The organism is Brasilonema sp. UFV-L1, from assembly GCF_012912105.1.
Taxonomy (GTDB): Bacteria; Cyanobacteriota; Cyanobacteriia; order Cyanobacteriales; family Nostocaceae; genus Brasilonema.
The window spans coordinates 1-21,474 of sequence record NZ_QMEA01000061.1 but is presented as its reverse complement, the minus strand read 5'-3'; the positions used below and the strand labels follow the sequence as shown (position 1 = coordinate 21,474).

Sequence of the window (21,474 nt, the reverse complement as noted above, 5' to 3'; positions counted from 1 at the left end):
AAAAACCTCAAATGGTTAGATCGAGTTCCATTGACAGTGGCATATGCTAAATAACTAGTATCACAACAACCCTTCTGCCACTTCACGCTTTTATTGTGATTGAAAGACGACTAAAATTAAATTTTCTCTGTTTGAAAAGTATGTAACTGAATCTGCATTTTGGTTACGGTATCAATCATCTTGATGACTTCCATAACTTCTTCTCTACTTCCATTGATAGTGGTAATGAATTTGCATCAGCATTTATCTTAGATAAGCTAATCATCATTCATTTTTTCAGACTGATTCTCTTGTAGTAAGGGTTTCAACCCTGGTTTTATGCAACTTAAATGCTCATTAGCTTAACTCTATTAGAATTGCAGCGACTGTATTAATCAAGGTTTTTCAATGTGGCTAAAATATGGTATAGATGAAAATGGAACACTGGTAAATATCTCAGACGTCACCAAGGGAAAAACCTCACTTAAGTGCCCCTATTGCGATTGTAAACTGACTGCCAAAAAAGGCAAGATAAAAGAGCATCATTTTGCCCATACTAAACAAACCTGCCGTCCGGTATTAACCCGTGAATTTCCAGTTCTACCACTCTATGACAACTTCGACATTCATTTATCGAGTAAGGATTTTCAGCAATTGAAATTACTATGGAAAGAGTATGGCTCCGCATATTACTTTATAAGTCCTGACCTAGTTCCTTCTGGTCTAATTCGAGCAGGATTATTACAAAAAAATATTTCTACTTTCCCATATCAATATGAATTTACCAATCTAGGTAAAATTCCTATAGGAGCGCTAGAGTTAATGCTATTTAACGAGGTACAAGAGCCACTACTACTCAAAAAATTACTGAAGTTAGAGTTAGCTGTAGAACACGCTCTTCACAAAAATGCTCCTGATTTGGACTACATATTTACAGATCTCAAACTATATTGCGCTCAATTCAAACGTATCCTCTCCTGTCGGTTGTACTTTTTAGAAATTTATACAAATCAAGATACTTTACACAAGATAGGAGTAACTCAACGACCTATTTCAGAGCGGTTGGCAGAGATAAAAATAGATTTACTTGCTCATTATCAAAGCGTTGATGATATCAAAGTGCTAGGAACTTGGGAACATCGAGGGAATGTAGAACTGTATTTTAAACATCGCTATCGAGATTTTAACTATCCCATTGGGAACTTAACTGAGTACTACAAATTCCAGACGGAGGATGTCAAAATTGTGCTAGGTGACTTACAACAGATGAAGCCTAAAGTACTTAATTCGGTTGAAATAGATCTTTTAAAGGTTGCGAATGAGCGCATCAATGTGAAAATGTAAATCTGGTCGGCGGTGCATCAGAATTAGGATAGCGTTTCTGTATCGAGTATTCTTGAAACTCTGTTAACACTGGTACACTTCCCAGTCTTCTTTTGATGTTTAGTTGGGAATATCAGAAATATCAGCCTCCAGAGGTTGAGCTGTTTGTTCATAAGTACAGCAGTACTGTTCGTAAATGGAAAATGCCTTTGGGGGGAATACATCTACTCTTCAAGGGCGTAGCCTTATATAAGAGATTTTAAAGTAGTAATCTGGTTGCGGATTAAAAACAAGCAACACTCCAACTGAGCTGCTTGTGATACGTAGCGCTCCCGCTCAAGTTTTGTGTAAACTCAGAATCTTAGATGCATCAACTATACCATTTACGTTTTCAGTAAGGAATAAGACAGGGGGAATTTTGGAAGTTTTCATTAAAGCTCACACTCGAATCCTGGGGGCAACGAGTTTACCGATTCGTCTGCAAAAATTGCAATCAGGTGGTAGAGCGCACCTGTTACCCGTCACAACCATTATATTGCCTGGAATGTCGCCCACAAAAAACGACTGCTTCTAAACCGAGTCGTAAAGCGATTGCGCGCATCCAAAAAAAAATTTACAGCACAGCAACCAGTTGCAGAAGAATTTATCGTAAAACTAGATGGAACAGACGATTGAGCACCTTATATTTATAGGCTGTTGAGTTGAGGCACAATAAGCTATATGTAAGTCATACTGCAAATTTCTCACAAAATTATTATTCCTGAGTGTGACATCGAAATTAGTGCAGTTCGTTCCCAAGGAGCGGGAGGTAAAAACGTCTCCCTTGTCAATAAGGTTGACGCATTGTCCCCTCCAAAAACAGCCATGCCGAGGGATTAAGCAACATTTAAATAAAAAATTAGTCACAAATAGAATTTTGGATTTTTATTTTTCTAAGTAAAATTACTCTTGGTAAACTCACTAGAAATATAGTAACATATATAAAATAAATTCAAAAAGTTTCAGCAATCTTACGTATTTCAGGGTTCAAAAGGCTGATGGCAATTAAAAACCCTTCTTCTAGTAATAAAGTAGCTAGAGGTAGATTAGCCTTATACGCCAACTCTTGTTTTTGATTAGATTTATACAAAAACAGTTTCCTACTAAATAAACATCACTTGTCTTTTGGATAACCTCGGATAACTGACGCACTTAGTCCTTGCTTTAGCTGATGAAGTTGATTTCGGCGGTGCTAGGGAAACTTGCAAAGCATGGGCAAGGAGATATTAAGCATTTTTCTTTTGACAACTAACTGAAATTATTTCTTCTATGATGAGATGCCTCAACGGTTACTGCACTTAGATGATGTACGAAACGCTAATAGTCCAAAACAAGTCGCAACATTATTTCAAAAGCTTGGTTATAACACCACTTGCCAGCTTTTGGACATTAGCGTCTTGGAGCTTCCAGAGCGAAGCGCTCAAGCAGTTAACCAGGTTTACTTAATTGCAAACCAGGGGGATGCAGAATTACAGGTTTTGCTATTTCAACTGAAACCTAATGAATGGTCTGAGCTTGGTGCTGTTACTTATCGAATGCAGGCGATCGCTAACAGTCTGTGTCAGCGCTCTTCTTATTTTTTCTTGTTAGGTACAAAGGACTACAGGCAGCTAATGCTTATCAGTCCTCACCAAAGCTTTGACGCTCAAATGAATTTAACATTCAGCATTCACAAGTGTTTGATTAACACTGCTGACCCTAGTTATCATGACCTGAATCGATTAGAAAAAATCGCTGCTGTGAAGCTTAACCCCCAAACACTTCACCGTATCCAGCACGAAGCACTTAGGTTTAAACAACTCCAGCAACGGTACGAATTCCCAGATTCAGTTCGCTTGTATTTGCAAGAAATTGGGCGAATTAAACTATTAAAAGTATCAGAAGAGATTGTTCTTGCTCGTCAAATAGCACAGTTAGAAGAGTTAGAAAAAATTAGAAAACGCTTACAAAAGCAACTTCAACGAAATCCTCAAGATGAAGAGCTAGCGTCAGCAGTTGGTATATCCTCATTAGTACTGCGCAAACAAATAGCTAATGGTCGATATGCTAAAAACAAGCTGATAGAGGCAAACCTGCGGTTAGTCGTTTCAATTGCTAAGAGATATACCAATCTAGGCGTTGATTTTTTAGATTTAATTCAAGAAGGAAATCTAGGATTAATCAGAGCGGTTGAAAAATTTGATTATACAAAGGGTAATAAGTTTTCCACTTACGCAACTTGGTGGATTAGGCAGGGGATAAAACGAGGGCTTAATGACCAATCCCGTACAATCCGCCTACCCGTTCATCTTTGGGAAAAAATGTCTCAGGTTAAGAAAACAACCAAGCTGCTTTCTCAAGGAATGGGTCGTATTCCCAAACAAGAAGAAATCGCCACTAGCTTGGAGATGACAACTGAAAAGCTGCGTTCTATAGTTAAAATGGCTCTTCCCTTAATTTCCTTAGATACTCGCATTGGCGAGGAAGAAGACACTACATTAGGAGACTGGATTGAATTTGATGGCGATACACCGGAAGAACAGCTACATAAAACTCTGTTGCAGGAAGAAATAGAAACTCTCTTGAATATCCTCGACACTCGCACCCGAGATATTTTAAAAATGAGATATGGGTTTGACGCTCAAAGCGGGAAATCATTACAAAAAATTGGTGATTACTATAATTTAACACGCGAGCGAATTCGTCAAATTGAGGAGAAAGGATTAAATAAATTACGTTTATGGAAGCCCAAAATAATTAAACATCAGCAATATATTCTTCCAAGGGTTACTCCTTTTTCTAAAGAAGAGACTTTTCTCTCCCCCAAAGCTTCAACTAATAGAGTCAATTTAGAAGAAAAAAATCAGAATTATACTTCTGGTCAAGAGACTCTTCACAGCGTCACCAATATGAGAGAAATTCCTTTGAGTCGAACGATGAAAATCATGGAATACAATTCAACAAATATACTGGCACAACTTACTTCTCTACAAACTAGATTTTCTAAACTTGGTGACCAATTAATAAAGGCGACGAGAGAGTTACAAAACCCTGGTATACCTCTAACCGAAGAGTTAATTTTAGAGATAGAGGAATGTCGAAAAATTTTTGCTCAGTTGTGTAACATCGTGCTGGAATTAGCTGCCTCCTCTGAAGTATCGCCCATTCCTAAGCTTGATGAAATTGTTTCCTGCCGTGATCTTGAATCTTTGTTGCAATCTGTTGTAGAGGTGGAGAAGAAAAAAGCAAAAGGCGAGGAAGTACGTATTTCTGCTTTGACAGTTTTACAGCGTATTTTGGCTATAGCCCATCGAGTAGAAAGCGATTTTCAACCTTTACAGGAATGTCAGATAAAAGCCCGTGAACTCTACCAAGCCCTTTTAGAATCACAGGGGTCTGAACATCCTGATACTCAAAGCTTAGCTGATAGCAATCATGTATTCTCGAAATTGTTGGCACTGATATCAGTTCGCGAGTCTGCTGACTACCAACATTTAGCAGAATTACAGACAGCTGTTACCCAATCGTTGGGTATGCCTTTAGCTTTAGCAGCGTTGACAGGAGGACTTATAGTTCGAGAAGAACTCATACAAGATTTACCCTCAGCTTCAAGTATTAAAGGAGATGAGGCAATCTCCAATTTTGAGCCTCCTAAACTAAAAATAGTGGCTCCACCAAAGCAACAAACTACAAGAAAATCAAATGCAGCACAGCTAGAGTCAGCTATTACACTAGCTAGCAATGAACTTATAATAGATCCTCAACCAGCTACAACATTAACCACACCTTCTCAAACAACAGCTAACAAAGAAATTGTAACTCCGCCCTTGCCCAAACTCGAAGTTTCTCAGAATGCTTTTGAGGAGGAATTAAGGGAGGAAGAGGTACAGCTTCAATACGAGTTAACGGCAGAGGATACAAAACAAAAAAATACTATCTCCATCAGCGATAATATTAATGAACAACATCCGTTAGCCCTTCGTAACCAAATTTGGCAACTGCTTGGAGAAAAGAAACTTAGTTTTGCGTATCATTTAGCATGTTGCTTGATAGAGCTATACCCTAATTTCCAACCCCATTTACCGCCAGAAATAATTCGGGGAGTCATTTTAGGTTGCCATGTGCGCTATGACGCAGGATTAGGAGAGATTGCAACCATTCTTAGGAGTGATTTCACTAATATAAGCAACAACTGTTTTGTTGATGGAGACACTGAGTGGAACCAAGCAATTAGTTTACTTCTAGCAACAGCCGCATTACGTCCAGCATTGCTAGCACCAAATACTCAAGCTCCAGCAATTCTCCTCTTACTGCGGTTAGGAGAAGGTTTTAACCAACTATATAAATATTGCCAAACCATCTCTAAGTATGGTAACCAAGGTTTAGCTTTGGATACCGCAGCCATCAAGATAGTCAGGAATCAAACGGTGCGGGAAGCCGAGATAGCTGCTTTGCGTTCCTCTGCTGAAGCTTGGTGGACTCAAGCTCCGCGTTTAAATATGATTTATGGACCAGCCAAGGCAGTGTGGAACGAGTGGATTAAGCCCAATCAACCTATTTATTCACTGCTATTACCTATCAGGCAAAATAATTTGAGACAGCTAGATGTTGTCAAAAATTATGTGCAGCGATTGTCTTCTGAAGCCCAGATTAACGAAGAAGTCAAACGTATGCAACGCGAGCTAGGTCTGATTCGTAGTAGCGGTGAAACCATCACTGGTATTGCTCTCAATCAGATTCGTCAGCACATTCGGGAAGCCGTGAACTTTGCACGTCAATGGATTTTACTGCAAGAATCTCGCATGGGCAATAACAACAATTATGCTCACACTCAAGCTCAACAATTGCAACAAAACCTTACAAATCTTCACAAAATCGTTTTACAAGAATTAGATAATTTCGATACGAGAAATTCTTCTGTATTGATTAAGGCGGGAATTTCTTGTTGTAGAAAAGCAGTAGAAGACATTCGCAATCTTTTTGAACCCAACGGGACTTTACCAAATATCGAGCCGGAGTTAAAATATCTCCTTCATGCTGAATTGCTCAAAATCCCTTCGCTGGTAATGGACTCTGATTGGCAACCTCAAGTCAAAAGCTCAAACTTGCTTGTGAAGGAAATTATTAATATAGTTGAACAAGATCATTGTAATTGGGTAACAGCTTTTCAGTTGCAAAGCAATAGTAAAGACCACGAGGCGACTGAGCGAATTATTGAGTATATTCGAGCCAATCCAGACACCACAATTGATATTGAGCAACTTGAACAACAACGAACGCGTGATATTGATAACTGTCGAGAAGAATTAGAGAAAGCTGTCGATGAAACGAGAAAAAAACTAGAAGATAATGTTGGTTTGGGTTTGTTGAGAGAAACTGAGCGTTTAGATTATGCAGCACAAATTGAAAGCATAGAAAATGCTATAAAAATCACTCTACGTTTTACCGATAAACTTTTGCATCTACAAGCTATACGTGAAGCAATTAACACCAAACGACAAGAAAAAATCGATGAGACTAGAAAAAAACTAATTCAAGAAATAGGGGAAGACAAACCCGCTTATGCACGAATTAACAGTGTATTAGATAAAGGTGATGTCCTGACTGCCAATGAATATATAGATATGGTGCAGCAGGGACGACAAATACCCGAATCAGAAAATAGGAGAGATGCTTTTGTAGACTTCTTTAGGGATAACTATTCTTCAATAGAAGAACTACTTGAGCCTGCTGACCGGAATCCAAACAGGCGACGCGAGTTAATTAACAAAATTCATGCAAGTAGTAGCAGTATTGAACCACTCCAGATGCGGCAAGTACCGGGCGCTCAGGCAAAACAAGCAGCTCAAATGCTTGATACTTGGTTTGCGGTTAAGGGAAGAAAGCAAGCAATCACTGATAAAGATGTCAGTCAAATTCTTAGCAGTCTAGGTTTTAACATAGCAGATATTATTATCAAAAAAGTTGGTAATTCTCTTTGGGTTGACTTTACCACTGAAGCAATTCAAGACAAAAAGCGTTGTCCCGTTCCAGCCTATGGTTCAGAAGCTAAAGGGCGCTACCGCATATTGTGTGTATGGGATAGACCACCTGAGGAGGATATTCTCAATGCAGTAGGGAATACATCTGTTGGCTCTAAAGTACTTGTGTTCCATTTTGGACGAATGACGGAAAAAAGACGCCGAGACCTCGCGCGTTTATGTCAGGAACGTCGCCGCACCTTCATAGTTATCGACGATGCTGTCATGTTTTATCTGTGCGGAGAAAGGGGCGCACGTTTACCTATATTGTTTGAGTGTACCTTGCCTTTCACTTTCCTAGAACCGTATACAACTACTTCAGGGTTTGTTCCCCCAGAAATGTTTTATGGGCGGGAACGAGAGCGAGACTCAATTATTGCTCCTACAGGTTCTTGCTTTATTTATGGCGGACGACAGTTAGGTAAAACAGTCTTGCTGCGCTTCGTCGAGCGTACTTTTCACTCACCAAGGCAAGGAAAAATCGCAATTTGGCTCGACCTCAAAGCCGAAGCAATTGGTTATGACAGAGACATTGATGAAATTTGGAATATACTGGCAGCTGAGTTGAAACGTTTGGGCGTCATTCCTGATACAACGTCCAGCCGTGTAAAGCCTGATGAACTGTTCAAGCAAATCCAACTTTGGCTTGAGCAAGACGAAAATCGCCAGATTTTGTTGTTACTAGATGAAGCCGATAAGTTTCTGGAAGCTGATAGCAAAAAATCCACAGCAGACAAGGAAAAGGGAGACTTTATCCGCTCAGCTCGTTTGAAAGGATTAATGGACAGAACAAATCGCCGCTTCAAGGTAGTATTTGCTGGTTTACATAACGTACAGCGCACTACCAAGCTTGAGAACCATCCTTTGGCTCATTTGGGAGAACCGATTTGTATTGGTCCGCTGCTAAATAATGGTGAAATGCGGGAAGCGAGAGCCTTAATTGAACGTCCATTTGCTAGCATTGGCTATCGCTTTGAATCTCCTGATTTGGTAACACGTATTCTTTCGCAGACTAATTATTATCCCAGCTTAATACAACTTTACTGTCAACAATTGCTCAGGCACGTTACTAACCCTGATATCGCTAATTTTGATGCCAAAGACAGTCCTCCTTATATAATCACTTCGCAGCAAGTTGATGACGCTTACAATAACCAAGACTTACGTAAAGCTATCCGCGATCGCTTTATGTGGACGCTGCAATTAGACCGACGCTACGAAGTGATTGCTTACACAATTGCCAATGACTCCATAGAAGGTGAAAATGGTATGGTGGATGGTTTCGGTGTGTCTTGGATTCGTAATGAAGTGCTGACATGGTGGTATGAAGGCTTCCAAGGTTTATCATCAGATGAAATTCAGGTTCTGCTAGAAGAAATGGTCGGATTAGGGGTTTTACGTGTGACCAGTAAGGGTCGCTTCACCTTAAGAAGTCCCAACGTACTACTGCTAATGGGAACTCCTGAAGAAATTGAAGCAGCACTTTTAGAACCCCGCGAAATTCCCCTAGAATATGAACCTGCAACTTTTCGTTGCATCATCAGTACTAAGGATAACTCCAAGCGCAGCTTCTTAACAGCTCAGCAGGAATCAAAAATTCTGCTTCCTGAAAATGGAGTCTCCATGATATTTGGTACTCTAGCAGCAGGACTTGATAACTTGAAGCTTTATCTGGAATCAGTTCTAGCTAAGAAAAAGGAATTTTTCTACTATTATTGGGAGGACATCTTATCAAAAGATGATTTTTTCCAACGCTTAAAAGAGCGACTTCGCAATCGCCAAAAAGATGGTATAACAATCATTTTTGTGTCTGCTTCTTGTCCTTGGAATCAGCACTGGATTAATGAGGCAATAGAACCTGTTGGAAGATTGAGGGCAAAAAATTCCTTTGTACGGGTGGTATTTATTGCTGATCCTCAAAAAGCGTGGCAGTTAATTAGCAAAAATAACACAGAATTTCATTCAATGAATGGACTGACCACTTTGAGTTTAAAACCTTGGCATGATACAGCTTTACGGCAATGGTTACAAGATTGTAATTTTCCCAGTGATAAAGACAGTCGAGAAAAAATTACCGCAGTTACAGGAAATTGGTCAACACTACTAAACCGTTTCTACCAAAATTCCAAGTCTGCTATACATCATTGGGAACTTCATTTAGAAGAACTCAAAGATTCATTTAATAACTCTCAAGAAGCACTTGACTTCATTACAGTACAGTTAGGTATTGAGCATTATGAGCAACAGAAAGTACTACAAGATTTAGCTGATTGGTGTCAAAATTCGGAAGATAGTATTTCTACTGAAGAATTAGTAGCTTTAATAGATGATATCCAACCCGATGTTGTGAAAAAAGTTTTGAGATGGGCAGATCTACTAAGTTTTGTCTATCCTGTCGGAAAAAAAGAGGGTAAGGACTATTGGTGTGTTCAACCAGTGATTGGTCATATTCTGAAAGCTACTAGAGATTAAGACTGCATCCCTTTCTTGGTAAGGAAGGGTAAAACTTATCCTGGTGGGCGATACTCACCTAACAAAAATATTTGTGAATCATATTTTCCTGGTAAAAGGTGTGTCAATTATGGCTCTCCCAGATTATGTAGACAATAATCAACATAAATTAGAAGATGTTTTGCGCTCGCTGGTTCTGGATGAGAGGCAAACAAACTTAGACATAGCGACTGGGTTTTTCCGGATTGAGGCATGGATACGGTTAGAGCAAGCTTTCAACACTTTAACTCACCTACGCCTGCTAATTGGTCGTGATCCCACGATTCGACCAGCAGAAGGCGATCGCATCGACTTAACCCGCTACTTCCGTTACGATATTCAAAAGCAACTAGAAACAGAGAAATTCAAGTTGCAATACAAACAGCAAATTGACCGTTTAATTGCATATCTACAACAACACCATATCCATGTCAGACTTTATGGTGCCATAACTGAAAATGTGCCATTTCTCCACGCCAAAGCTTACATTTTTGACAACTACAGTATCATTGGTTCTAGTAACTTCACTCCTGCTGGATTGAGTGGTAATACAGAATTAAATGTTTTGAATAAAACATCAGTAATTGCTCAAGACCTTCGCCAAAATTGGTTTGAGAAATTCTGGAATGACAAAAGTGTTGATAAAGAGTACAAAGCCAAACTAATTGATGCTCTGAATGCCTCTAAATTTGGCAGTAAAGCATATACACCCTATCAGGTCTTTTTAAAAGCACTTTACGAACTTTTTAAAGAAGACACTTTGGCACAAGGGAGTGTTCGCACAAGCTTAGAACTCGCTAGTTTTCAACAAGAAGGGTTTGAGCGTGCTGTAAGGTTGCTGGAGCGTCACCGGGGTTGTATGGTGGCAGATGCTGTAGGTTTGGGTAAAACTTATATTGGCTTGCGAGTGATTGACCACTACCTTATTAAAGACAGACGTCCTGGTTATGTGCCTCGTGCGCTGGTGATATGTCCAGCCCAATTGCGGGATTTGGTGTGGCTCAAAAAGCTGGATGAGTACGGAGTTAAAGCAGATGTAGTTTCCCAGGAGGAAATTAGCCTTAAAACCTTCGATAACCGCCGCTACAACAAATATGACATCATCGTCGTCGATGAATCGCATAACTTTCGTAATAGTGCAACCAATCGATACCGAAATTTACAAAAAATTATTGGCAGTGGTAAGCGAAACAAGCAGGTATTACTATTAACTGCAACGCCAATAAATACTAGCATTTATGACCTTTACCATCAAATTTTATTACTAACGCGTAATACTGAAACATATTACCGAGAGTGGGGTATTCCCAATCTAAAAACTTACTTTAAAGCTTTGAGCAAGGGTGATGTAGAGATTACTGAACTGCTTTTCCAATCAATGGTAAGGCGCTCTCGCCAGGATGTTATCAAGCGGCAGCTTGCTGGAGAAGAAATTTATATCGCTGGTCAAAAGATTCGCTTTCCCAAACGAGAATTAAAACAGTTTACCTATAATTTTGAAGCTAGTTTTCAGGGACTTTACGCTGGGATAGCAAATAAAATTGATGAATTGCATCTCGCTCCTTATAACATTAAAGCGTTTAAGAAGCGAAAAACTAATCAAGAAGAAGATGATATCAAGCGCAAAGACGCTCTTGTTAGCCTAATAAAGTCGCTGTATCTGAAGCGGCTAGAAAGTTCCCTGATTGCTTTTGAAAGTAGTATCTGCAATCAGAGGGATTTTCAATCAAGATTTTTTACATTTTTACAACAAGGTAAGCTGCTAGATAGTAAGATTTTTCGCAAGATTCTAGCAGCACAGACAGATGAAGAGGAAAATATTTCCGTCGAAGAACTTATCAACTCTTTAGATGAGATTGATCCCAATGATTACCAAATTGAGGAATTAAGTTCGCAAATTCAATCAGACATCAATATTCTCAATAGTATTATAAACACACTTTGTCAAATTGAAAAAGATGTAGAACTAGGACGTGATTTCGACCGCAAGCTAGCAGCATTCAAAGAATTGCTGGCTTGCGAGCTTAAGAGGCAGAAAGTCTTGGTTTTCAGCTATTTCAAAGACACGGCTGATTATTTGTACAATCAGTTACTGTCAGATGAAGACTGGTTAAAGACACTGGCAATAGATGAGAGCTTACCTAGAATTGACAAAATCACTGGTGAAACTCCTAGTAAGCAAAGAGAGGAAAAAGTTAAATGCTTTGCGCCTAAAGCTAACAGCCAAAGCCAGGAAGAACAGCAAAAGATTCAAGATCAGGAAATTAATATTCTGATTTGCACTGACGTTTTATCTGAAGGACAAAATTTACAAGATGCTGGTGTTTTAGTTAACTATGACCTGCATTGGAACCCAGTACGAATGATTCAGCGTGCTGGTCGAATTGACCGTTTGGGTACTAGCTACGAAAAATTATTTATTTATAACTGCTTTCCAGAAGAAGGTTTGGAGGCATTGCTCGGATTGGTACGACGATTACAAGCCCGAATAGCCGTGATTGATAAAGAAGTAGGATTAGACGCTAGCGTTTTAGGAGAAATCATCTCAGAGAAATCATTAGAAGAATTATACCGACTTAAGAAAGCAGTGACCGATGCAGATAAAGAAGCAATTTTAGAGGAACTTGAGCAAGCGGCTGATTTAGCGTCTCTTGATGAAATGCGTTTGCCCCTATTGGAATTTTTTAAACAAGAAGGAGAGGAAGCAGCTGAAGAAATTCCACTGGGGATTCACAGTACCCGCCATTTCTATATTCCTGAAGCTAGAGATGGAGGCATATTTATGGCATTTCGTGCTAAAGATAAGCACTTTTGGCAATTTTACCCTCGTATTAATGGTGTGATTTCGCTTAACCCAAATCAGTTAGTTACGGATAAGCGTAAAATTTTTAACTGGCTCAAGTGTAAAGCTGAGGATTTTCCTCCTCCAAACAAACTACTTCCGGTTAAGTTTGATAACTTCATCTTTGATATTTTAGAAGGGGCTTTAAGTAACTTGATGACAAACTTTAAAAAGCAGGAAACTAGCAGTCAAGTCAAACCTAAGCTAAGCAAGATTTTACAGAAAATTTATCAAGCTTTGACTCAATTTAGTCCAACACATGAAGATGCAGCATACCAGGAAGTTAAGCGACGGGTATTAAAGGTTATTACTACAGTTAACCTGAGTATCTACGAACGTGATATGAAAGTCATTTGGGAAAAATATGTTAAACATAAAGATTTAAATGCTTTGGTTTCTGAACTAGACGAGGTGTTTGTTGATCAAGACCATTATTACCAAATTGAAGAAGAGAAAGAATTAAACTCGTCGAAAATTATTCAGTCAGAAGATATTCAGCTTGTTTGTTACCAGTGGTTTCAACCAAGATAGTGCTTGGCTTTTATTCACCCTGATTTTCTTCTAACTTCCCCAAATTGTAGCAAGAGGACTATACAACTGGAGACAACGCAGGTAATTTCAGTGATGGCTATTGCCTCACCTTGGACGTAATACGGTTCGCTTAAGTTCTAAGAAGGTGTTTAAGTAGAGCAAAGCTGCAATTGAGCCAGTGGCACTGGATAAGCACAAATATCTAGCATTGCCTCCTCACCTTGAATACTGGTAATTGAAAACGGCTGCCAGTTCGCAAGATGAGCAGGACAATTCATCCAGTAAACTTTGTTTCCTACTTGTGGTATGAGTGCTAATTTTTCTAAGTGTTGGTTTTTCAGTTGGTGAATATGGCACTTTTCTTGAGGATTTAGCATTTCCCAAGCAGTGCTTTTTAATTCATGAGAGCAGTTTTGTGTAATGTGAACAACTTCTGACCAAGTAGCAGCTTGTTTTACCATTTGGGCTATAAGGCTTGAAGTCAGTGGCTTTTCCTCTACTGGTAGGGAAATGGCAGATATTTCAACTGGAGGTTCTGGCGGTTTCACCTCAGAGTTAAACTTTAGTTCGCCCGTGCAGTTAGTTCCAGGGTTGAGTTGTGGCTCAGATACAAAATCAAGCCAAGATTGCTCATCAACAGTTAAAACGTTATCACTCGAACTGGAATGATCCTCCGCAAGGGCGCTGCACTCTGTGCAATCGCACTCAATGAGTTGTTGCTTATCCAACCCATCGGTATTTTCCTCTTCTGCTGTTGGATGCTCCTGGGCTTGGAATTGACTAAAATTATTTGGATTGATGGTTTTTTCGACAACTTGCGCCCAGGCATCCCCTTCCTCGTCTGTTCCTACCGTATTTGTTTGGTCGCTGTTCATCTCAGGAGTTAGACTTTGGTGGAGTTGGGATTCCAAAGCGTATGCATCATCAACCAATACCAGCCGCCCTTGCTGGTATGCCTGCCTTAGTGAAATCGCTTCTGCCACGATTTGCTGTGCAGTTAACCCTTCAAAATCCATCATCTGCTGTAAGGTGACACCAGTGCGCTCATGTTCCTCGTGGATAGGTGGGATTTGACAGTAGCGTCCACCATTTTTCGTTCGCCGCCATATACTAGGTTTCTCAGGCTTTGGCTCTCTGGACTTGCGCTGTTGTTTAATGAGTTCTCTAACCACCTGTTGGCTAACTTTTCCAGACTCGTGCAATTGGTTAATGACGGGCTGGTACTTCTTGCTGTTCTTTGCCAGTAGGAAGATGGTATCTGGCTCGATTTGTACTAAATCCTGGGGCGAGAAAGAACCAAATGCAGCAGCCACCTTGAGGTATTTCTTGTCTTCATTGAGCCAACCATGCTCAGATAACAGCTTTTTGTACTCTGTGCGCGACCGCTTTTGTTTCTCACTAGCCAGAGCTAGTGCGTGACGTAGGATAGTCTCAGTGGCAATTGGTAGCGCTTGGAAAGAGAAATTTACATCTGGGGCAATTTTTTCGGCTTGAGCTTCAATATATCTTTCCAATTCTTGTTGGGCGAACGCTTGATAATCATCTGCGATTATTGCTTGTTGTGGCATCATATTATTTAGTTCCCATTTTTGGGTTTTATTGAGGAAGGCGGTCGCAAGTTCTTGGTGGAATGGCGATCGCCTCACCAATTTGAGTCAACGCGAATAATTCAAGCTGCTTGTTTGTTCCAAGCTTTTGATGATTTAGAGATAGCAGCCAAGGCATAACCCAAGGTGTGTTTGTGAATTGTGGGCATTTTACGAAATGACATATCTTGACCCCAGTCTTGAACTGACTTAGTGCCGATATGTAATACCTGCGTGAGGATTTTGACACAAGTTGTGCGAAAGTTAGCATGGGAAACAGTTTGCAGTACTTGCTGTTCGGTTAATCCGTAGAGGAGTATTTTTTCTAGAAACGTTTGAGCATCTACTTTAGGTGCGCTGTATTCTCCTTGCAGGATACTCTTTAGCTCTTTTGGCACAATTTCAGCAGCGTGAATGTAAGCAAGTGCAAATTTGCAGTAGTTGGGTATCCCATCAAAATTGAGGTCACTTCCCCACTTGCGAACTGTTGGTCTTTGTACACCTAAAACCGCACACAGTACTGTGATCGATTTTTTGCGGTATTGAGAATCTGTTTCCTCTTCGAGAAGTTCTGGGGGACTGAGTGAGGCTATACCGAAGCAGTGGCGTAGGAATTGCCTAGGTTCTAAGCCCTCTTTAGGTAGATTTTTTAGCAGTTCGTAGTTTTTCATATTTGCTTATTTATGGAATCTGTGGAAGTTTTTTACCGATAGTGATATCGTACGAATAGTAATGAACTGTGTCAACAGGTAATGCACTTAAGTGACAAATATTTAGAAGGGAGCAAAAATAATGAACTGTAACCAGTCTTTATGTCATGACGTGCCTACAAAAAAACCCAGAACAACAATTTATCTTGAACCTGAACTGATGCAAGCTCTTGAGGAACGAGCTAAAGAGGAAAAGCGGACAGTCAGCAATTTATGCAATTTATTAATTGAGCAAGCGATGAATGAGTGGTTAAAGCACAGAGGGAAGCAATCATGAGGAATGCACAACAAGCTAGAATATGTCCACTTGACGTAACGGAGTAAGTGCGTAAGTGTGCTCTTTAGCTCTTTTGGCATGATTTCGGCAGCGTGAATGTAAACAAGTGCAATTTATGGTCGGTTTGGTGTAGATTCAGCACATATGAAGGAGCTGATATCCCCCATTAGGTTTGATAAGAACGGACAGGAAGAAGGACGACGGTGAATAAGCAATAGCACAGAATGATTACGGATGCTGGTCTAGTCCGCATTGAGGACGTGCCAAAGTGCCAAAGTGCGTATTGCACATCAAAAATCTGATAATATCAAAATCTACTAATGCACACGATTCTGGTGCGATGCGAACAAAAGTATCACTAATTCGCGGTCAAGATAGCATAGCTGTGGAAGCAGATTTAGTAGAATTAGCGCAAAATCACGTCAATGATTATACCTCAAACTGGAAAGAGCAATTAAGATTGTACGGACAAGAAGATAAATTTTGGGACTGGGAGTTTAAACTGAAGTTCATCATTAACAGACAAGAGAACCGCGAAGGCTATGCAATTGAGTACTCAGGTGAAACTCAAGGGTTAATGCTTATCGAAACTCAAATGCACGGTTCGCGTATCAGTGAGGGTAAACGTTTGGTATATATTGATGGAATTGCTTCTGCGCCTTGGAACCGCGAATTTATCCAACGTCCACCAAAACTTAAAGGTGTTGGTACTGCGCTCTTAGCCTTTGCCAGAAACCGCAGTATAGAACTAGGTTACGAGGGTAGAGTTGGGTTGCATTCGCTACCAGGAGCAGAAGAATTTTATGAAAATCAAGGCATGATTGATTTAGGTGAGGATGAAGATTACGACGACCTAGTTTATTTTGAGTATGGAGTTCGCCGTTCTCCTGAATAAAGTAGCGAGGATAAGTAAATGAGTCAGCAAGAACCTAATTACAATCAAAGCACCTTTAGCCAAGAAAACGCAGTAAATCCGATGAATTTATTGTTTGATGAAGAATGGTTGCGAAAAGCGGTTGTTGCTGAGGAGAAAGTAGGTGGTAACATTGGTGCTGGATTGGATTGGGGTTCTGGGTTTGGCGACCTAATGCTGAACCTCGAACTTTTGGGACGTTTAACAACCTTACGTATTTCTCTTAATAGAGAAGTGCGGCTATTGTTGAATAATTGGAATTTAGGAACAGCTACGAAAATTGCGGTAAAAACTGCAAGAGAGAGACTACTTCAACGATTAAGGCTACCTACACCAGAAGTCAGAGAACACATACTCGTTGTTTTGGGAACAGATGAACTTTATAGCCAAGAGTTTATCTCTAACCGAGAGATACTGCGCGAATTGCTTGCGGTGTTGTTGAAACAAGAAGATTGGGAAACTATTGCAGCAGTTGCAGCAGATTCATTAAAAGAGCGAATTCTGCATCAAGTTTCTGTTGAAAAAATTTCAGCATAGGTCATATATTGACTGTAATTTGGACTTAACCTTACAGTAAAAGTACATGGTCAAGTCGTTATGAGTATTGAGGATGGTATGCTTACATTTCCTATGACCAATTAAGCAGCTCTTTGCGAAGCTTTTATCATGCTATTTAATTCATTAAATAATGGATTAAGATAATTCGCAGCAATCCATTCGATGACTGGAACACAAACAGCATCGCCAAAACCAAAAAGTATATTATTGAGTGAAATATTTTGAGGAATCAAATACTCCGATGCCCCCATGAGACGGGCACTTTCACAAGCATTAATTAATCTAGCATCAAAACGTCCAAAACCTGCTTTTACAATAATCTGACGAGCACTTCCTCCCTTCGGTGTTCGCAAACATCCAGCAATTCCATCGGTTCTTAGTTCTGTGGTTGATTGTTTAATGCCATCACGCATTCTCATGCGTCGAAAGACAGTTCCGTAAGACCAATATTCGTTTTGCATCATTAAACAAATTTGGGCTTTATGACGTTCAAACATCTGATTGAACAAATACTCTGTTCGTTCTTTTGCCCACCATTCCTCGGTTTCATCAACAATATCAGCTAAGTTAATTGTTCTTTGGGGTAAGTCCGGAAGATTGCGAAGGCTCCATTTGATTGTTGGATTAGAAGCAATAAAATCTTTGACTTTTTGAGGTCTTGCATGAGTTGGTCTATTCACAATCCGTTCAATTTCATCATAACTTTGTGAGAAACCAAACAGATTACCTATGATAAACAAACGCACTCTGCTTTGCGGAACAAAATGGGCAGCGTCGATGATTAAAATATCGACTGCGTAACCAAGATTATTTAAAGCTTTTAACGCAACGATTAAATCTTCTCCACGCCCAGAAGTTAGGAAACCTTCCACATTTTCAATAAGAATCAAAGGAGGTTTACCTATTTCCCTCAGTTCCCCCATTTCATGTAGGAGTCGGACAAAATCCCAGAATGTAGATGATTCTCCAGAGTGCAGCCCACTTCTAGAACCTGCAACAGAGATGTTAGTACATGGAAAAGAGGCATGGGCTAAGGTTACTTTAGGCACTTCAGTTCCACTTATTTCTCTGATATCTTTACAGTGATAGTGCCCGACTCCAAAAGCATTCTGGTACATTTGGCGTTTCTCGTCGCTATAGTCAAGGGCATATTTCACTTGCCATCCTTGCTTAATTAGCCCCATTGTAACGAGACCAATTCCTGCAAAAAAGTCTGCTACTGTTTTCTCAAGCTTCATTTGATTTGGTCATAATTATAGTTATTTTGACTGAAAAAATCAAGAAAAGTCAAGGGTTGTATTCTGACGAAAAAACTACCATAAAATCGTTCATCCTTCACAATAACTTGACTTTTGGCTCTATGTTTCTGTCTAAGTACTTTCTTACCTGATGAATCATACTTCTCTTTTCTTAAAGTTGTATATACAAATGTGCTTGCATTCTCCACAAACAGTATGTAACCTGACAAATGTGAAGTTGAGTAGGAGATTCGCTGAATTTGTATTGTGTTTTAGTTGAATGAAACTTGTACTAAAGTGATAGGACTTGTGAATCCAAGAAAGATTTACACTTTCTTTAGTAAAGACTTAGTTTAATTGTCTTGAAGTTGATGTTCTCTTTCAGTTGGAATTGAGCTTGATAAATGATATGTGAAAACGTTATCTACACCCAGAAAACACTTGCTGAAAGATACGGGATTTCGATTGCTGCTTTACAACGGTGGTATCCTTATGCTGGTATAGTCAAACCACGAAAGCGGGGAGGCTATTTTGATGCCGCAGCAGTTGAAATTGCAGACATTTTTTATGTTGCTATCAAGATTCGACGGTTGACATGTAAAGAATATTTACAACAGGTGATTCCTGCTGGTGGCTTAGATGCTTATTTGCAAAAAGTCAATGACTTAAGCCTTTATGACTTTTTGACGAAGCATATATCTAATGAAGAAAAAAACAACTTAATTGTTCAGACAGTCATTAAGAGGATTGAACGTCATGAAGCATATAAATCAACTAGCACAACAGTTGCAGGTGTCGCATGATGTAGTGCGGACTGTTTGTCAAATTTTGAATCTAGAAATTCAAGGCGACACAGTTGGCGAGCAAGTGGAACAACAATTGCTTCAGTTAAAGACTGCTGCAAGCTCTGAAGATATGTCCCTTGAAGAAGCTGCTCGTCATTTACTAGAGATGCGTGATCAAAAGAATTCTGAAGGTGGAGAGCATCGTTTTGATAAGCGCGAGTATATCAAACAACGGTTTGGTATTGATCCCGAACAAGCTGCTCCTGATAGTTTTGTAGGAATGCTTACCCTTGATGTTGACAAGGGTATTCAGCTCGGAAACTTGCGTCATAAGGTAGTGCTAGAATCTTCTACTCTCGCTCTTGAGGAGCTCATTTTTCACGGCGGTACTGATGTAAATAGTAGCTCAAACAAGGGTATTACTGGTTACGATCAAGCACAAGAGCGAATTCAAACTCGGATAGATAACGATTTTTTCGGCAAGATCAACTGGGGGGAACAGACTCATCCCTTACTAGTAGGTACATCGACACAACAGCCCAGACGTTTGAAGTCCTCGCAGCCGAAAACCGAGCCATCTCCGAAGAAGTAGTGTCCCAGATGCTTGCAGTTTCTTACCAACTGCGTGATGAGAGCTTGCTCAATGCTCGTAAAACATCTACCGTAGCAGTTAGTATAAATTGTTTGAGTTTGGTAACTGGTACAGTAGTTGGAACGTGGGTGGCTGTTCCTCCAACTCAAGAAAAACACGAGATTTCAAGTATTGTTCCAATTTTGGTTGGTGTCGGTTTAGGCGAATTAATTGGGTTTGTTTTGGCACTAATAGTAATTTGGATGTCTAGGGAGCAGTAATTATGCAAGCGGCATTTGATTTTTTGATGAACGCTGCAGGTGGATTATTAATGAACCTCGGGGTATCTGGTATGGTAGGGCAACTGATGGGAGTAGGAGCAGCTCTTGCCTTGCACCCATTGTTACTCGTAACTGGGATAGTTGTGGGTGGTGCGGGAATAGCAGTTGCCCGTCAGTTGAATAAACGTCCGCGTTTGCGTCTAGTGATTAATAATACATAGGTAGGTTATGTTTACTCCTACCCCTGTGCGAAATACCAAGCAAACAAGAAAGCGGACAAAGGTAAATGTTACCTTATGGACTGTTTGTTCAACCGTTGGGGCGCTATCTGTAATTGGTTCGGTTGCTCTAATGGTAGGGTGGAAGCAGCAAATTCCCAAAAATTCTGTATCCCAGGTGCAACAAGCCAAGGCGCAAGTTTCTCAGATTCGGGAGGTTTATTTGGAGAAGCTTTCGCGTACTGACTACAACATGGATCATCTTTCCAGTTATTCCTCAGTCGAGGGTGCGCCTACGCTGACGGGATGGCGACAGTTAGCAGCAGCATTGTGGGGACAACAACTGCGGGGTGAAATATCCAGAATGCAAGCTGACGAAAACTCAGGATTTTACCGCTTGCATTATATGCCAGCGCTGGAGATAGTTAAATTCAACTCGTTGGATGTTTTATTAGAAGCAGCTTCTGGAAATAATACTTTTTACTGGGGATATCGCAGAACTGATGGTATGAAAGTTGAGGAGAAAATACCTTCTGGTGCGGCTGCTGTTTTGATATTGGGCAAACTTGAGGCTATTGATTATGCCCAGAATTTAGAATCCCAGCCGTCGGTAGATTTGAATCAAATGTTCATTCAAATTAGAAATGCTCAAGAGCCGTATTCTTTGGCACAGGCGCAGTTATTACGAGCGCAGGGATATCTAGATCCAGTTGAGCAGATGGCGCAAGTGGCAGACATCCGCGAGAGGATAAAGCAGCGGGAGGAGCAAAGGCAGATATATCTTCAGCAGACGAAGAAAAACCAGCATAAGGCAGTTCTTAATAAACAGCCTGTTGTTAATAAATCAGGGGGATGACATGTACACTAAGTTTGCTGCTGCGATAGTTTGTATAGCCTTATGTTCGCTCAATGTTATAGCGGCAGTCAAACGTACCCCTATTCGTACTACCCTTGAGGGTTCATCTCGCACCACTGTTGAGATGATGCCATCTCCTAACTCAGGCGTCCATTGGATGAGTGCAGTTATATTCTTAGCTGGGTTTGCTTGCTTCTTAGGCTGGGGAATTTCTGACTATAACACAATACGGTTCAGTTAAGGCTGAAAGTTTTTGGGAGAATGTGAAATTTGGGAGC

General features: G+C 40.2%; 14 protein-coding genes and 2 pseudogenes. 13 read left to right on the top strand and 3 right to left on the bottom strand.

The annotated features are described in order from the left end of the window. Positions 1 to 387 precede the first annotated feature (387 nt). The 4 genes and pseudogenes from DP117_RS18090 (at position 388) to DP117_RS18080 (ending at position 13,203) form a co-directional block, all read left to right on the top strand. The gene (locus tag DP117_RS18090; RefSeq protein ID WP_169219671.1) at positions 388 to 1,323 is read left to right on the top strand and encodes a GIY-YIG nuclease family protein; all 936 of its coding nucleotides are present in this window, start codon (positions 388 to 390) and stop codon (positions 1,321 to 1,323) included. Between the two features lie 708 nt (positions 1,324 to 2,031). Further along, positions 2,032 to 2,133, top strand: a pseudogene (locus DP117_RS36310) (aminoacyl-tRNA hydrolase); the annotation flags it as partial. Positions 2,134 to 2,618: 485 nt separating this feature from the next. Then, positions 2,619 to 9,812 (top strand): sigma-70 family RNA polymerase sigma factor, encoded by a 7,194-nt coding sequence (locus DP117_RS18085; RefSeq protein ID WP_248277705.1) that lies wholly within the window; start codon positions 2,619 to 2,621, stop codon positions 9,810 to 9,812. Between the two features lie 109 nt (positions 9,813 to 9,921). Continuing rightward, a complete protein-coding gene (locus tag DP117_RS18080; protein WP_211176181.1) occupies positions 9,922 to 13,203 on the top strand; it encodes a helicase-related protein in 3,282 nt (1,093 codons plus the stop codon). Between the two features lie 149 nt (positions 13,204 to 13,352). Here the strand turns inward: DP117_RS18080 and DP117_RS37260 are convergent, their stop codons facing one another. After that, entirely contained in the window at positions 13,353 to 14,774 is a 1,422-nt protein-coding gene (locus DP117_RS37260; RefSeq protein ID WP_339381309.1) for a hypothetical protein, read from the bottom strand. Between the two features lie 98 nt (positions 14,775 to 14,872). Further along, entirely contained in the window at positions 14,873 to 15,460 is a 588-nt protein-coding gene (locus DP117_RS18070) for a hypothetical protein (RefSeq protein ID WP_169219670.1), read from the bottom strand. Positions 15,461 to 15,581: 121 nt separating this feature from the next. Here DP117_RS18070 and DP117_RS18065 point away from each other — a divergent pair, with 121 nt between their 5' ends. From DP117_RS18065 to DP117_RS18055, 3 genes are all read left to right on the top strand, one after another. Further along, positions 15,582 to 15,776: a ribbon-helix-helix protein, CopG family gene (locus tag DP117_RS18065; RefSeq protein WP_169219669.1), complete on the top strand. Its 195-nt coding sequence runs from the start codon at positions 15,582 to 15,584 to the stop codon at positions 15,774 to 15,776. Positions 15,777 to 16,116: 340 nt separating this feature from the next. Further along, the gene (locus DP117_RS18060; RefSeq protein WP_169219684.1) at positions 16,117 to 16,671 is read left to right on the top strand and encodes a GNAT family N-acetyltransferase; all 555 of its coding nucleotides are present in this window, start codon (positions 16,117 to 16,119) and stop codon (positions 16,669 to 16,671) included. Between the two features lie 18 nt (positions 16,672 to 16,689). Then, positions 16,690 to 17,226, top strand: coding sequence for a hypothetical protein (locus DP117_RS18055; RefSeq protein WP_169219668.1), 537 nt, complete (start codon positions 16,690 to 16,692; stop codon positions 17,224 to 17,226). 101 nt (positions 17,227 to 17,327) lie between these two features. On the opposite strand, the gene dcm is transcribed toward DP117_RS18055, so the two are convergent. Then, entirely contained in the window at positions 17,328 to 18,485 is a 1,158-nt protein-coding gene (gene dcm / locus DP117_RS18050) for a DNA (cytosine-5-)-methyltransferase (protein WP_169219667.1), read from the bottom strand. A gap of 404 nt (positions 18,486 to 18,889) precedes the next feature. Here dcm and DP117_RS18045 point away from each other — a divergent pair, with 404 nt between their 5' ends. The 6 genes and pseudogenes from DP117_RS18045 to DP117_RS18020 all read left to right on the top strand — a co-directional run. Next, positions 18,890 to 19,288, top strand: a complete 399-nt coding sequence (locus DP117_RS18045) for a hypothetical protein (protein ID WP_169219666.1) — start codon at positions 18,890 to 18,892, stop codon at positions 19,286 to 19,288. Further along, positions 19,242 to 19,862: a hypothetical protein gene (locus tag DP117_RS18040; RefSeq protein WP_211176180.1), complete on the top strand. Its 621-nt coding sequence runs from the start codon at positions 19,242 to 19,244 to the stop codon at positions 19,860 to 19,862. The genes DP117_RS18045 and DP117_RS18040 overlap by 47 nt, the downstream gene beginning before the upstream one ends. 8 nt (positions 19,863 to 19,870) lie before the next feature. Then, positions 19,871 to 20,122: a hypothetical protein gene (locus DP117_RS18035; RefSeq protein WP_169219665.1), complete on the top strand. Its 252-nt coding sequence runs from the start codon at positions 19,871 to 19,873 to the stop codon at positions 20,120 to 20,122. Between the two features lie 2 nt (positions 20,123 to 20,124). Continuing rightward, positions 20,125 to 20,343, top strand: coding sequence for a hypothetical protein (locus tag DP117_RS18030; protein WP_169219664.1), 219 nt, complete (start codon positions 20,125 to 20,127; stop codon positions 20,341 to 20,343). 7 nt (positions 20,344 to 20,350) lie between these two features. After that, positions 20,351 to 21,196 (top strand): phage terminase large subunit family protein, encoded by an 846-nt coding sequence (locus DP117_RS18025; RefSeq protein ID WP_169219663.1) that lies wholly within the window; start codon positions 20,351 to 20,353, stop codon positions 21,194 to 21,196. Between the two features lies 1 nt (position 21,197). Continuing rightward, positions 21,198 to 21,419, top strand: a pseudogene (locus DP117_RS18020) (hypothetical protein); the annotation flags it as partial. Positions 21,420 to 21,474 lie beyond the last annotated feature (55 nt).